This window comes from Rhizobium sp. SG741, assembly GCF_012275435.1.
GTDB lineage: Bacteria > Pseudomonadota > Alphaproteobacteria > Rhizobiales > Rhizobiaceae > Rhizobium > Rhizobium lusitanum.
The window spans coordinates 89,541-103,349 of sequence record NZ_JAAZQP010000011.1; the positions used below are offsets into that span (position 1 = coordinate 89,541).

Annotated in this window: 10 protein-coding genes and 1 pseudogene; 9 read left to right on the forward strand and 2 right to left on the reverse strand. The window is 59.1% G+C overall.

Translation table 11 applies throughout. The annotated features are described in order from the left end of the window. Position 1: 1 nt before the first annotated feature. Positions 2–3,967: a Ti-type conjugative transfer relaxase TraA gene (gene traA, locus FHT29_RS25025; RefSeq protein WP_113108956.1), complete on the reverse strand. Its 3,966-nt coding sequence runs from the start codon at positions 3,965–3,967 to the stop codon at positions 2–4. A gap of 177 nt (positions 3,968–4,144) precedes the next feature. On the opposite strand from traA, the gene FHT29_RS25030 reads away from it, so the two are divergent. After that, positions 4,145–4,429 carry a TraC family protein gene (locus tag FHT29_RS25030; RefSeq protein WP_168600284.1) on the forward strand — a complete coding sequence of 95 codons (285 nt, stop codon included), beginning with the start codon at positions 4,145–4,147 and terminating at the stop codon, positions 4,427–4,429. Further along, on the forward strand, positions 4,419–4,637 hold the full coding sequence (locus FHT29_RS25035; protein ID WP_037191065.1) for a conjugal transfer protein TraD: 219 nt from the start codon (positions 4,419–4,421) through the stop codon (positions 4,635–4,637). Before FHT29_RS25030 ends, FHT29_RS25035 begins: the two co-directional genes overlap by 11 nt. Before the next feature lie 444 nt (positions 4,638–5,081). Here FHT29_RS25035 and FHT29_RS25040 read toward each other — a convergent pair. Beyond that, positions 5,082–5,300, reverse strand: a pseudogene (locus FHT29_RS25040) (DDE-type integrase/transposase/recombinase); the annotation flags it as partial. Positions 5,301–5,648: 348 nt separating this feature from the next. Here FHT29_RS25040 and FHT29_RS25045 point away from each other — a divergent pair. The 7 genes from FHT29_RS25045 to FHT29_RS25075 all read left to right on the forward strand — a co-directional run bounded on the left by FHT29_RS25045 (position 5,649) and on the right by FHT29_RS25075 (position 13,808). Next, the gene (locus FHT29_RS25045; RefSeq protein ID WP_051963207.1) at positions 5,649–7,295 is read left to right on the forward strand and encodes an ABC transporter ATP-binding protein; all 1,647 of its coding nucleotides are present in this window, start codon (positions 5,649–5,651) and stop codon (positions 7,293–7,295) included. Positions 7,296–7,572: 277 nt separating this feature from the next. Further along, entirely contained in the window at positions 7,573–8,058 is a 486-nt protein-coding gene (locus FHT29_RS25050; RefSeq protein WP_092575326.1) for a MarR family transcriptional regulator, read from the forward strand. Beyond that, a complete protein-coding gene (locus tag FHT29_RS25055) occupies positions 8,055–8,780 on the forward strand; it encodes an SDR family NAD(P)-dependent oxidoreductase (protein ID WP_186453528.1) in 726 nt (241 codons plus the stop codon). The genes FHT29_RS25050 and FHT29_RS25055 overlap by 4 nt, the downstream gene beginning before the upstream one ends. A gap of 2 nt (positions 8,781–8,782) precedes the next feature. Beyond that, on the forward strand, positions 8,783–10,114 hold the full coding sequence (locus tag FHT29_RS25060; protein ID WP_092575320.1) for an FAD-binding oxidoreductase: 1,332 nt from the start codon (positions 8,783–8,785) through the stop codon (positions 10,112–10,114). Positions 10,115–10,192: 78 nt separating this feature from the next. Then, on the forward strand, positions 10,193–11,866 hold the full coding sequence (locus tag FHT29_RS25065) for a peptide ABC transporter substrate-binding protein (protein WP_047555686.1): 1,674 nt from the start codon (positions 10,193–10,195) through the stop codon (positions 11,864–11,866). Positions 11,867–11,947: 81 nt separating this feature from the next. Then, the gene (locus FHT29_RS25070; protein ID WP_047555684.1) at positions 11,948–12,898 is read left to right on the forward strand and encodes an ABC transporter permease; all 951 of its coding nucleotides are present in this window, start codon (positions 11,948–11,950) and stop codon (positions 12,896–12,898) included. Positions 12,899–12,908: 10 nt separating this feature from the next. Further along, positions 12,909–13,808 (forward strand): ABC transporter permease, encoded by a 900-nt coding sequence (locus FHT29_RS25075; RefSeq protein ID WP_047640572.1) that lies wholly within the window; start codon positions 12,909–12,911, stop codon positions 13,806–13,808. Position 13,809: the final 1 nt, after the last annotated feature.

Sequence of the window (13,809 nt, forward strand, 5' to 3'; positions counted from 1 at the left end):
TCTATCTTTCCATGGTCCGCGTTTGACCCGCAACCCGCGCCTTGCGCTCTGAAATAATCCTCTGGTTTTCATCGAGACGAGCGATCTGTTGTAGGATTTTAAAGTTATCTCGCACTGCGCCGAATGTCTTTCGCATTTCAGGAGGCACTAGGCTGACTAGATCGTTGTCGTTGCGCAAGACGGCGCCGCGTCCGAAGCGAGCATCAAGCGCAGTGCTAACCGTGGCAAATTCATCCCGGATTTTCGGATCGAGCCCGGCGATCATCTCCGCCGATAACTGTCTGTTCTGCTTCACCATTGCCATAATTCGCGTCAGTTCGCGTTGGGCTACTTGCGACAGGCTTGGAATGGCGATGCCCATGCGCCGACGCTGGTTTTCGACGGCTTGACGCTCCGTCTCGAACGAGGACGCATAGGTCGAAGCCAATGAGGAGAGGCGCGTCGCGGCGTTTGCAACGGCCTCGCTCGCCTGCCTGCGCTCGCGCCCGGCAGCCAACAACCGATCCAACATCCTGCCCGAGCCACGCAACGCTCCGTAAGCGGCGGGATCGCTGTCCACGGCAGCGGCAATCCGACCGGGTGCGACACCTCTGACGACGAGATCTTCGATCATCTGCACCGCGCCTGCCGGATCACGCCATATGCGCTCCGCGGCCTGCGTCAAGGCCTTTCGCGCCTGATGATAGTGAGGTTCAGCCAGTGTCCGATCGCGCGCCTCCTCCTCGATCGACGTCCTGAACTCGGTCACCGCGGGAAGTATTGGTGGAGCGGCGGCATCAGTTGAACGCAAGGTTCGCTGCATTGCTGCGGTGGCAACGGTCGACGAATGTCCCAGCTCCCTGCGTGCTAACGCGCTGACTACACCATCCTCCGAGTCGATATCTCGCAAAACGTGCCTTGCGTCGCCATAGATTACACGCCGATCCTTCTCGATAGCGGACGATAGCGCATTGCCCGCCCGTTCCCAGAGAGCAGCAAGCTGCTCCCTCTTTTCCGCGAACCAGGCCAATTGTCTGTGGACGGCATCCTCGATGGCACCGACCTTGTCCGCCAGCCAGACGATCCCGCGCTGGCGGGCGAAATCCCTTGCGTATCGCCGGTAGCCGTCTTCCGCCTCATAGTCGAGTGTCGTCGACTTGGCGCCCGAGCGCGAAAGGCGTTCGACGAGCTCGTTGAACAGTTTCGGGCGATGACTCTGCATTTCAATCCGTGACTGTCTCTCCCCAGCTGACTCTACCCGAATTGCCGTCCAGACATTGCGCTCGACCCGCCGCTCCTCGTAGCGCTTCGCGCCCGTCTGTTCATCGATAACGGGCACTTTGACCGTGACGGGCTCCATTCCGTCTTTTCGCAACGTAACGCTATCACCAATGTTGATGTTGGCTTGCGCAAGGGCTGCCGGTAGACTGACGCCCCACATTCGATGTCGCTTGCCGTCGTCCGTCCTGAGATCGGCATAGGGCGTCGGATCAACCTCGTTTCCCTCGCGGAACTTTGCTTGACCAGTCTCGATAAGTTCGCCGGTCACGCCGGCGCTATGGGCGACGCGTGTCTTTCCGTCCCATCGCCGCCGCGGCGCGAAATCCTCTCGTGCTGCGTAGAGGTCGGCGCGATGACGATGACGGGTCATCGCCACATAGGTCAAATGGCGGTCCATCATGCCGCTCGCCAGCACGAAACTGCGCTCGACCGTCGCTCCTTGCGATTTATGGATTGTCACCGCATAGCCGTGATCGATGTTACGATAATGACGTTCGCCGAATACGACCATATGGCCATTGTCGAGGCGTACCGTGAATAGCGTAGCGCCAAACCGATCCGTCGTCGACATAACCGTGCCTAGCATGCCATTCTTGACCGGCTGCATCGTCGGCTTTATTCGGCCAGGATCGGGTATGCGAGCATTTTCCAGGAAGATGATACGGTCGCCAGCGGCGAACTCACGCATGCCTCGTTCGGTCCGAAATGAGCGTGGATGGTTCAAAAACCCCTCCTCCTTTATCACCGAACGCAATGCCTCATTTAGGCGCTTCACGCTCTCATTCGTATGGGCAAGCACTAAGAGTTGGTCGCCCCTTAGATGAGGATCTGGATAAGCGCGGCTATCAAGAATAGCTTCCGTCTGGTCCCGAGTAGGGCTCTGTTTGCGATCAATTTTGCGGTCGTCCGGACGCTCCTTCCTTGCCTGCGACCAATCGGCGACGATCCTGTCGATCGCCTCGTCGCGGCTTTGCGTCTCGATGATATGACCCTGGGCGGCGTAGGCATCGAGCGCTTGTTCCACCGCGCCTTCGGCAAATTGCCTCGATGCAGCGCGGGCCCATTGCTGTTGCTGCCGACGCACATCGGACAGTTCAGCGAAGCCGATGCGCTCGGCGACGGCGCGGAAGGCGGCCCCTGCCCCGATCGGCTGCAACTGCATGGCATCGCCGACCAGTATCACCTTGGCTCCTGCCTGCTCTCCCGCCCTTAACATCCGCGCCATCTGACGCGATGACACCATGCCGGCCTCATCGATGACGAGCACGTCGCCGGGCCCAAGCAGATCACGGCCCTTGCTCCAGGCAAGCTCCCAAGAAGCCAGTGTGCGTGACTGGATGCCGGAGCTCACCGCCAGACCTTCGGCCGCCTTGCCCGAAAGCGCTGCCCCGACCACCTGCCGACCATCACCTTCCCAAGCAAGACGGGCAGCCTCCAACAGTGTTGACTTGCCGGCACCGGCAAGGCCGACGACGACCGCAATCCCGCTGTCTCCGGTAACATGATATACCGCATCCACTTGCTCAGCATCCAACCGGAACAACAGATTGGGATCACGGTGTTCAAGTCGTTCGATTGCGGCACGTACCCGTTGCGCGCCAATCGCGAAGCCGCCGCTTCTTACCAATACCTCTACAGATTTTACCATCTCCCATTCGGTGCGCAACGTCTGGCGCGTTGTATAGACTGCAGGTTCTGTTGACGCGTCACTCTCCCAATATGCCTGATGCGGCTTCAAGAGCACCAGTTCATCCGACATCATCAGCTTAGTGCGGATATTTGCGAAGGCTGCGGGATCGTCGATGTAGCGGTTGAGCGCTCTGGCGATGTCGCGTTCATCGAAGGTGGAATATTGGTTGGAAAGCTGGGTCAGCAACAGCTCGGGATTCCTCAACAACCGGTCGGCCATGGCCTGCCGCCGCGCAAGTTCGGCGGGTGCGAACAACATCTGTGCGCCCTGTCGCTGCGACGCTGCCTTAGCCGGACTGAGATGGTGCCGCGTAAGTCCGCCGATCCCTTGCTCCTCATAAGAGCGGCCATCGAGACGAACATCATGGCCGGCGAGCGCCAAATGCCGGCTCGCCATTTCGGCCCAGGCGAACTTCCACTGCCTCATCGTTTCCTTGTCTCCGGCCCATCTCAGATAGACCTGCTTGCCCTTCTTCGAGGCATCCAACGCCGGCATGCGCACCGGCTGACCGTCATCGTCGATGACCGCCACCTTCTTCAACCCGAATCCATTTTCCGCCAGAGGCCGCAAGGTCATTAGCAGATGGACGTGCGGGTTCCCCGGCTTATCGTGATAAACCCAGTCGGCGACCATGCCGCGCGCTGTCACTTGATCGCGCACGAATTCGCGCATCAGAGTCACGTTCTCCTCGTGTGTGAGTTCCTCCGGCAGTGCGATGATCAACTCGCGCGCCAGCTGGGCATCCACTCTCGTCTCAAACTCTTCAACCGCATTCCAAAGGATCTCGCTGGCGCCGGCCACGGATCGGCCCTCGATCGCGTTGCTTAGCCAGGTCGGCACGTCCGCAGGAAGCGCCAATTCTTCATGCACCAGTTCCGCGGTATCGCCCCGAGAACGGTAGGCTATGCCGGTCTGTTTATCGATCATCCGGCTACGATGGCGATAGGCGGCGGCGGCAATCACGCAACGTCCAGCGCCTCGACTGATCAGTTGTGCCCTAACAAACATGATCGGCAATAGTCGTTTCTCCGTCTAGTTCAGTATGCATCCGTCAAATCGCTCCCTGAACCGCCAACGCGAGGCATTTGTTTCGCCTGACGGGTTCTATCGGATCAAAATAATCTATTTTACTAACTCTTACTAGTCAGTATAATGGCATCTACCTAGCTTCACCGACACGGGGATATGGATAATATGGCTTCAAAATCAACGGCTCTAGATCTCGACACTCAAATTCAGGCGCTGATGGAACGTAAAAGATTATTGATAGTTAAGTCTGCCGAACGATTTGCACGTGCGGCAACAAAGTCGGGCGTGGCCGAGATGGAGATTACCGACACGCAGATCGACGCACTCTTTAACGAGATTGCCGCTCGATTTCGCAGGCAGACAAAAGAGACCTCTCTCACCACCTCTGAAACGTCTCAACCGGCGGATCATAGGTCTGGAACGGCTAAGGAACATCCGCATGTCGGCTGAGCAAACGGCTCAACGGCGTCAGCAGGCTTTGCTAGGTGCAATGGTCGTAAGAGCGGGCCTAGGAGATGCTGATCGAGCATTCTTGCTGGGCGGCCTCGTAACATTGGCGAAGCTGTTTCCCGGCGCTCCCGAATATGAACAACTGCGCAGTATCGGGATTGAAGAATTCAATGCATCCGCGCGATCGGCGGATCGGTCAGTGCGGTAAAGTCACTTCAGTCACTGAACCTTTTGCAAGAAACGCAGCCCGGTCTTACGCATCAATTCTTCAAGGAGGACCTACTGAAGGCCCTTCGCCCGGATAGCAACCCCGCGGAACGCAAAAATCTTTCAGAGGCGTGTCAAGGGCGGAGCAAAACCCTGCCACGCGGCGGAGTAAAAGTCGGCCACGCTTTACGCGCGTATGAGACGGCCGGGAGGGCGTAGCCCGAGCCGGGGGCGTCTTGCGCGCGTAGTGATTTCCCAAAGGATCTTAGCCTGCCTTTCTGGCGCGGCTTTGAGCGAGACGATAGCTTTCGCCGTTCCATCTCGAGGATGTTGACCTGGTGGATGATGAGGTCGTGCGGAGCGCCAGGCGCTCGGACCTCAGTGTTTTCGCCCAATCGTCAAATGGCAAATTTCTCGTGATTAGGGCTGGCTGTCGCAAACTTTTTTAGGCCGCAGAAACAGCTATCGCCGGACGCAATTGTGCAGCGAATTGCTGAAATGCCGATTGGCCACTGGTTGGAAATTGGTGACTGCGGGTCATACGCGCCACAGCGATGCCATCCAGGGTTGCTGACGCAGACTAGAAAGATTTGAAGCCTCTCATCGGGCGGCTCAGCTTCTTGATAAACCGGTGGTCCTGTTCAATGATGTTGAGATATTTGACCAGCATCGGCGCCTTGTGCCCCGCACCTTTGTGAATTGACCTGTCCGACGGAGTGACATCCCCGGGCTCTTCAGCAACACCCACTTGAAGAGACCCGTATTGCACGCCGAGATGGTCGGCGGGCTTTTCCCAATCCTACAAGCCAGCAAGCACTAGGAAATGTCGATAGCGCCTGAACGTCAAAGGACGATTGCGAAAAGCCACAAACGTCGTGAAATTGAATATTCGCTCAAGGAATTTCTCTGCTTGCGTCATGTCCGGTAATGCCGGCATCCTTCTTGCTTCTGTCAATCACGAGTTCTCGCTGAGACGGCGTGTTGTCCCTGGTTCAGAGCAAGGAAGGTTTCCATGACCCCATCCCATATCCAGAATGTCGCTGCCTTCAGCGATCCGGTTCTCTCGGTGCGTGGACTGACTGTGAGCCTTCCCAAGAACATGGAGCGCGCCTATGCGGTCGAGGATATCTCCTTTGATCTGCACAGGGGCGACATTCTCTGCATTATCGGTGAATCCGGTTCCGGCAAATCGGTAACGGCGAACGCCATCATGGGCCTGCTGGCGCCGGTTATCCGGGTCACGAGCGGCAGCATCCGATTCCAGGGCATTGACCTTTTGAGCGCTGATCCGAAAAGACTTCAGGGGCTGCGCGGTCGGGCTGTCTCCATTATCTTCCAGGATCCGCTTTCGGCGCTGAACCCCTTGATGACGATCGGCGATCAGATCCTGGAGGTCCTTGAGACCCATAAGGTCGGCACCCCTTCGAGCCGGCAGGAAAAGGTACAGGAGTTGTTGTCCGAGGTTGGATTGCCCGACCCTGTCATGCTGCAGCATCAATATCCTTTCCGCCTGTCTGGCGGCCAGCGCCAACGGGTGATGATCGCCATGGCGCTGGCGCTTGATCCCGATATCCTGATCGCCGACGAACCGACCACGGCGCTCGATGTCACGACGCAGGCGCAGATTCTCGATCTCATTCGCAAGATTCAGCGGCGCAAGAACATGAGCGTCATGTTCATCACCCACGACTTCGGCGTCGTCGCTGAAATTGCCGACCGGGTTATCGTCATGGAAAAGGGTCGTATGGTCGAGCAGGGGCCCGCATTGCAGATCCTGACGGAGCCGACCCATCCCTATACACAAAGGCTGATCGCCGCCGTTCCTCGAATGACCGGTAGGGATCGGGAGGGGGCCACCGACACGCCTGTCGTGCTGGAGGTGCAAAACCTCAACAAGACCTATCGAAGCGGTGGCGGCTTTTTCTCCAAAGCGCGGGTTGTCCATGCGGTGAACGATGTCAGCTTCTCCATTCGTAAGGGCCGCACGCTCGGAGTCGTCGGTGAATCGGGCTCGGGCAAGTCTTCGCTCGGCCGCGTGCTCCTGAAGCTGATGAACTCGGACGGCGGCAAGATTCTGTTTGATGGTCGCGATATCGCGACCATGTCTGATCAGGCGTTCAGGCCGATGCGACCCTATATCCAGATGATCTTTCAGGATCCGTTTGCATCGCTCAACCCCCGCCATACGATCGGCCGAATTTTGACGGTCGGGCCGATGGCACACGCGATGTCGATGCAGGAGGCCAGGGCCAAGGCGTTGCGGCTGCTCAAACGCGTCGGCCTCGACGAGGGCGCCTATGATCGCTTTCCGCACGAATTTTCCGGAGGCCAACGACAGCGCATCGGTATCGCGCGGGCGTTGATGTTCGACCCAGTGCTGCTCGTAGCCGACGAGGCCGTGTCCGCGCTCGACGTCTCCATTCAGGCGCAGATCCTTCAGCTTCTTGCCGAGATTCAGCAGGATACCAAAGTGGCGATGGTCTTCATTACCCATGACCTGCGCGTCGCAAGCCAGATCTGCGACGAGGTGGCGGTGATGTACAAGGGTGAGATCGTCGAATATGGACCACCATCACAGATTTTCCAGGCGCCAGCTCACGCCTATACGCAACGCCTCGTCGCAGCTATTCCCGGCGGTGACTGGGAAGCAAGTGCTTAAAGGGGATCGCTTGTCCGGGACTCTACTGCTGCGGATGTAAAACGGGATGTTTCTGATCATGTTGCCTTTTTCACGGCGCACCAAGCTTATGAAATAGGCAATGACTTTCCGCGATTAAAATTTGTACCGACGTCGAAAAAAATAGTTGCATTTGTCCACTATCCGACGTTTCATATCGTTGAAAATTCAAACGATCCATTGTCGTTCATCTCAGCGATATCCCCTTTCTTGACGGATTGCGGGCGTGGATTTCTGCTGCCATCGCGAGCCCCGTGCCATGACGACACCGACCAAGAATGGCCCTACCTCTGTTAAGGACATCGACATCGATGTGCTCGAGGATACGCTGAGCTTTTACATCCGCAGCATCAACATCGCGGTGTCCCGCGATCTCGACGAGAAGCTCGAAGGTCTCGATGTCGCCCAGGGTACGGGCAAGATCACCACGCTCTTTCTTGTCGATGGAAATCCCGGCATCCGCCCTTCCACGATCGCCCAGGTGATTTTCAAGGACCGTTCGGCCATGGGGCGGCTTGTCGATCAGATGGAGGGACATGGGCTCCTGCGGCGACAAATCGCACCGGAGGATAGCCGCGCTCAAGCCCTCTACATCACCGACAAAGGTGCCCAGCTTGCAGAGCATGTGCGCAGGCTGGTGACGCTGCAGTCCCGCGAATTCTTTTCGGAGATGACCGATGAAGAGCACGACCTGGTCCTCGACATCTTGCGCCGGACCTATCGGCGTATCTTGGAGCGATCATGACGAACCGAGTATTGGAGAAGGCTGTGAGTGAAGACCGCGTCGCCTTGATATCGGGTGCCAGCCGCGGCATCGGTGCTGCCCTGGCGCAAGAATTGGCCGCCCGCGGTTGGCGCCTTTCGCTCGGCATGCGGCAGCCGGAAATGCCGGCCTGGGCCGACCCTGCTCGCGTCCATATCTTTGCCTATGACGCGTTTGATGCGCAGGCCGGGATACGCTGGAACGATGCGGCAATCGATGCCTTCGGACGCATCGACGCAGTCGTTGCCAATGCCGGCATCATGATCCCCAAGACCGTCATCGAGGCTGATGACAACGACATGGATCAGCTGTTTGAGGTCAATGTCAAAGCCCCGCAGCGTCTGGCAAAAGCCACCTGGGCTGCTTTGTCCGAAAGCGGCCGAGGTCGCGTCATTATCATTGGTTCGCTTTCCGGCAAGCGGGTCAAAAGCGCTAAATCCGGGCTTTATGCCGTATCAAAATTCGCAGCTGTGGCTCTCGCCCATGCGCTTCGCCACGCAGGATTCGATCTCGGCATCCGCGCGACGGCCATATGCCCAGGTTTTGTCGCAACCGACATGGCGCGCGGCATCAGCGGCAGGGCCGATAGCGAGATGACGAGCCCTCAGGATCTCGCCCGCATCGTTTCCATGCTGATCGAGCTGCCGAACGAAGCAAGCGTCGCGGAGTTTGCGATCAACTGCCAGCTAGAGGAGTCTTACTGAGTATGCCCGGCCCCTATGTAGTCCCCGTGCATGGGGATACGGAATTGCCCAAGGAAGTCGACGTCGTCGTCATCGGCGGCGGCATCATCGGCACCTCGACAGCCCTCGAACTGTCTGAGCGCGGTCTGCGTGTCGCGCTTTGTGAAAAGGGGGGAATCGGCCAGGAGCAGTCGAGCCGCAACTGGGGCTGGGTACGCATTTCCAGGCGTGACCCGCGCGAGGTACCGCTGATGGCGGAGGCGCTGCGCATCTGGAGCACGCTCGACAAACGCACCGGCCGCGACACTGGCTACAGGAAAGCGGGCATCGTCTTTACCTGCGCCGACGACAAGCAATATGCTGATCATGAGCGATGGAACCGGAATCTCGAGGGCTATCAGCTCGATAGCCGCATGGTTGGCGCCGCTGAATTCAAGAGCCTTTTTCCGGGCTCCCAATTAGACCTGAAAGGCGCGCTCTTTACAGCGTCAGACGGCCGGGCGGAACCACAACGCGCAGCGCCGGCAATCGCCGAAGCCGCGCGCGACAAGGGTGCGACGATCCTCACTGAATGCGCCGTGCGCGGCATCGAGACGGCCGGCGGCAAAATCTCGGGCGTCATCACCGAGCGCGGCCCGATCGCCTGCAAGGCGGTCGTTCTCGCCGGCGGCGCCTGGTCAAGCCTGTTTGCCGGCATGTTCGGACTCGACCTGCCGCAGTTGAAGGTGATGAACTCCGTACTGCGCACCAAGCCGCTGGAAGGCGGCCCCGAGCAGGCGATCTGGGCCAACGGCTTTGCTTTGCGAAAGCGCCAGGATGGCGGCTACACCATCGCCTCCGGTCACGAGAACATCGTCGACATCGTGCCGAAATCCTTCCGCTATGCCGGCAAGTTCTTGCCGGCGTTCAAAAAGGAATGGCGCTCGCTGAATTTCCGCCTCTCCGGCCGTTTTCTTGACGAGGTCCGCATTCCCGACCGCTGGGCGATGGATGAGGCAAGCCCCTTCGAATATTGCCGCGTTCTCGATCCGAAACCGTCGACCAAGCTTTCGAACACGGCGCTTGCCAATCTCAAGAAAGCCTTCCCGGTTTTCGAAAAGGCCGAGATCGCCCAGCGCTGGGCCGGCTATATCGACGTGACGCCCGATGCCGTGCCGGTGATCGACGCGATCGACAGCATTCCAGGCTTCCATATCGCGACCGGCTTTTCCGGCCACGGCTTCGGCATCGGTCCGGCCGCCGGGCGACTGATGGCCGATATCGTCACCGGCAAGCCGCCGATCGTCGATCCCAAGAACTTCCGTTTCTCCCGCTTCCACGACGGTTCGAAGATCGAACTGATCAGCGGTTTCTGACCTGCTCGCCAATAAAAGACAGCAAAAACAATAAGAGAGAAGAACAGCCAACGTCCTACCAACAAAAAGGGGAACAACATGTCCGACGCAAACGACACTATCCTCCTGAAACCCACCCGCCGTCAGGCGCTCACCATGATGGCGCTCGGCGCTTCCGGGCTGATCATGCCCAATATTCTCGGCCGCGGCGAAGCCTTCGCGGCACCGCCCGCCAAGCCGACCGGTCAGCTCGTCATCGGCTTTTCGCAGGAGCCGACCGTCTTCAATCCGCACCTGATACACATCGAAGTCGATGAGGGTATCCATTTCAGCGTCTTCGATCCGCTCTTCAACGTCACCCCGGATGGCAAGTTCTCTCCCGCGCTTGCAGCCGAAGTCCCGACCGTCGAAAACGGCGGCATCTCGGCCGACGGTCTTAAGTGGAAGATCAAACTCCGCGACGGCGTGAAATGGCATGACGGCACTCCGTTCACCGCCGAAGACGTCAAGTTCACTCTCGAACTCATGGTCGATCCGGATTTCCGCAGTTGGCGCAAGACTGGTCACGAGCTGGTGCGCGATCTCACCGTCGTCTCGCCGACGGAAATTACCTGGCGGATGGAAAAGCCGTTTGCGCCCTACCCGTCGATCCTCGCCGCCACCTTCATCGTGCCCAAGCATATCCTTGGCGCGGAGAAGGACAAGAACAGCGCGCCCTTTAACAACGCGCCCATCGGCACAGGCCCGTTCAAATGGGTCGAACGCATCGCCGGCGATCACATCACGCTTGCGGCCAACACCGACTATTACGGGGAGGGTCCCTACCTCGAGACCCTGGTCTACAAATATATTCCCGACCTGACGGTGCTTTATACGCAGTTCAAGACCGGCGATATCGACGTCGTTGGCCTCCAATGGATTACGCCGGATCACTATGACGAGGCCAAGGGGCTGGATGGCAAGGCCGTCGCCGTTGTTCCGGCTGCCACCGTCGAATCCGTCGGCTTCAACATGGAGCGCCCCCAGTTCAAGGACCCGGCGGTACGCGAGGCGCTCTATTGCGCGATCGACAAGCAGACGATTATCGATGCGCTCTATTATGGCCTGCCGACGCCGACCGAAAGTTACATACCGCAGCAGTCCTTCTACTATAATCCAGACCTGCCGAAGCAGGAATTCAGCACCGACAAGGCCAAGAAGATCCTCGACGATGCCGGCTGGAAGCCCGGTGCCGACGGCATTCGCGTGAAGGACGGCGTCAGGCTCGCCTTCACCAACTCCACCACCGCCGGCAACCATATCCGTGAGCAGGTGCAGCAGTTCATGCAGCAGACCTTCAAGGATATCGGCGTGGAGCTCACCATCTCCAACCTGCCGCCGGCGGTCATGTGGGGCGATTATTGGACAATGTCGAAGTTCGATTCCGTCGTCGTCGGCATCAACTTCCAGACCGGCTCCGATCCCGACACGTCGGATTACTTCCGCTCCACCGCAATCACCGCCAAAGGCGGAGCCGGTCAGAACTCCTGGCAATATGCCAATCCGGAAGTCGACAAACTCCTGGCTGAAGGCGGCCAGATCTTCGTGCCGGAGGAGCGCAAGAAGGTCTACCAGAAGATCCAGGAGATCATGCGCCACGACCTACCTTTTCTGCCGCTGTTCCAATATGCGACCGTGCGCGGGCACAAGGTAGGGGTTGAAAACGTCATCCCCAACGTCAACGTGCGCATCGACACATGGAACGTCGGCACTTGGTACTGGGCCAAGGCCTAGCCGTCCCGTTCCAGCCCTTCGATCCGTTGCGGGTCGGAGGGCTGGCCGCTTCCCATCTCATCACCATCGGAGACGAATGCCATGCTTCGCTATCTCCTCAGTCGCCTTTGGCAGAGCCTGATACTGCTGCTGCTCGTATCGATGATCGGCTTTGCCGTTCTCACCCTCGCACCCGGCGGTCCGCTATCCCAATATACGCTGACGCCGGGCATGACCAAGGAGGCTCTCGACCGGATCGCCGCGCAGATGGGCCTCGACCGTCCCCTGCCCATCCAGTATCTCGACTGGCTGAGGCACATGCTGATGGGCGACTGGGGCCATTCCTATCGCGACAACCAGCCGGTGCTATCGATCATTCTCGGCCACCTCTTCGCTACGCTGCTCCTGATGGGCACCTCGATGGCGATCTCGATCGTTCTCGGCACCTGGATCGGCATCAGGGGTGCGACCAAGCGCTATTCGATCTTCGACTATAGCGCCACCATCGGCGCCATGGTGGCACTGTCGATCCCGACCTTCTGGTTCGGCCTTGTCGCCATCTATATCTTCTCGCTGAAGCTGAAGTGGCTGCCGGCCGGCAACATGTACACGGTCGGCAATGGCTCGTTCGGTGATTATGCGATCCACCTGATCATGCCGAGCCTGGTGCTTGCCCTTGTCAACATTGCTGTGTGGAGCCGCTACATGCGCACCGCCACGCTCGATGTCATCAACCAGGATTTCGTCCGCACCGCCAAGGCCAAGGGCCTGTCGCCTCGACGCGTGTTGATGCGGCATGTCGTCGGCAATTCTCTGCTGCCGATGATCACCCTTGCCGGCGTGCAATTGCCGACGATCCTCGGGGGCGCGCTGGTGGCCGAAACCGTCTTCACCTGGCCGGGAATGGGGCGGCTCTTTCTCGATAGTCTCGGCTACAGCGACTACCCGGTCGTCATGGGCCTTTTGATGTTCTCGGCAGTCTTCGCGCTGATCGGAAATCTGCTCGCGGATCTGCTGGTCGCCTTCGTCGATCCGCGCGTCCGGCTCGGTTAGGAGAAACGCCATGTCTTCCTCTTCCCCCACCAGTCTCTCCCCGCCCGTATTCGCGCATACGCGCTGGTGGCAGAACCGCACGCTGCGCCGTTTCGCTCGCCACAGGCTCGCCCTCCTCGGCGTCGCCATGATCACGCTCATCATCCTTACCTGCCTGATCGGGCCGTCGCTACTTCCCTATGACGAGCTTTTCATCGATTTGCGCCATCGCTTCGCGCCACCCTTTACGGCCGGCTACCATATTTTCGGGACCGATCCGCTCGGGCGCGACGTTGCCGTGCGCCTTTTCATGGCGGGCCGCATCTCGCTTCTGGTGGGCTTCTTCGCCATGGTACTCAGCACCTTGATCGGCACCACGATCGGTGTCGTCGCCGGCTATTATGGCGGCCGCCTCGGCATGCTTCTGATGCGCTTCGTCGACGCCTTCCTGTCATTCCCCAGCATCTTCTTGCTGCTGGCACTCGCCGCCTTCATCAAGCCGAGCCCTTTCATGATCACCGTCATTATAGCTGTGACGAGCTGGATGGAGGTCGCGCGCATCGTCGAGGCAGAGGTGCGCTCGTTGCGCGAACGCGACTTTGTGCTGGCGGCCCGCATGCTCGGCCTTTCCAACGGCTGGATCATGTTTCGCGAGTTGCTGCCGAACGCAATAGGCCCGATCATCGTAGCGGCGACCCTGACGGTTGCACGCGCCATTCTGCTTGAGGCCTATGTCAGCTTCCTCGGCTACGGCATCCAGCCGCCCTTGCCAAGCTGGGGCAACATGCTGAACGGTGCCCAGCAATATCTGGCCAGTGCCCCGTGGCTGGCGATCGTTCCCGGCGTTGCCATCACCCTTGCCGTCACCAGCTTCAATTTTATCGGCGACGGCTTGCGCGATGCGCTCGACGCCCGCAGCGACCTGAACTGAG

Coding starts and splice junctions, on each gene's coding strand:
- FHT29_RS25070 (WP_047555684.1), top strand. CDS start 11,948: ATGCTTCGCTATCTCCTCAGTCGCCTTTGGCAGAGCCTGATACTGCTG.
- FHT29_RS25050 (WP_092575326.1), top strand. CDS start 7,573: ATGACGACACCGACCAAGAATGGCCCTACCTCTGTTAAGGACATCGAC.
- FHT29_RS25055 (WP_186453528.1), top strand. CDS start 8,055: ATGACGAACCGAGTATTGGAGAAGGCTGTGAGTGAAGACCGCGTCGCC.
- FHT29_RS25030 (WP_168600284.1), top strand. CDS start 4,145: ATGGCTTCAAAATCAACGGCTCTAGATCTCGACACTCAAATTCAGGCG.
- FHT29_RS25065 (WP_047555686.1), top strand. CDS start 10,193: ATGTCCGACGCAAACGACACTATCCTCCTGAAACCCACCCGCCGTCAG.
- FHT29_RS25045 (WP_051963207.1), top strand. CDS start 5,649: ATGACCCCATCCCATATCCAGAATGTCGCTGCCTTCAGCGATCCGGTT.
- FHT29_RS25035 (WP_037191065.1), top strand. CDS start 4,419: ATGTCGGCTGAGCAAACGGCTCAACGGCGTCAGCAGGCTTTGCTAGGT.
- FHT29_RS25075 (WP_047640572.1), top strand. CDS start 12,909: ATGTCTTCCTCTTCCCCCACCAGTCTCTCCCCGCCCGTATTCGCGCAT.
- FHT29_RS25060 (WP_092575320.1), top strand. CDS start 8,783: ATGCCCGGCCCCTATGTAGTCCCCGTGCATGGGGATACGGAATTGCCC.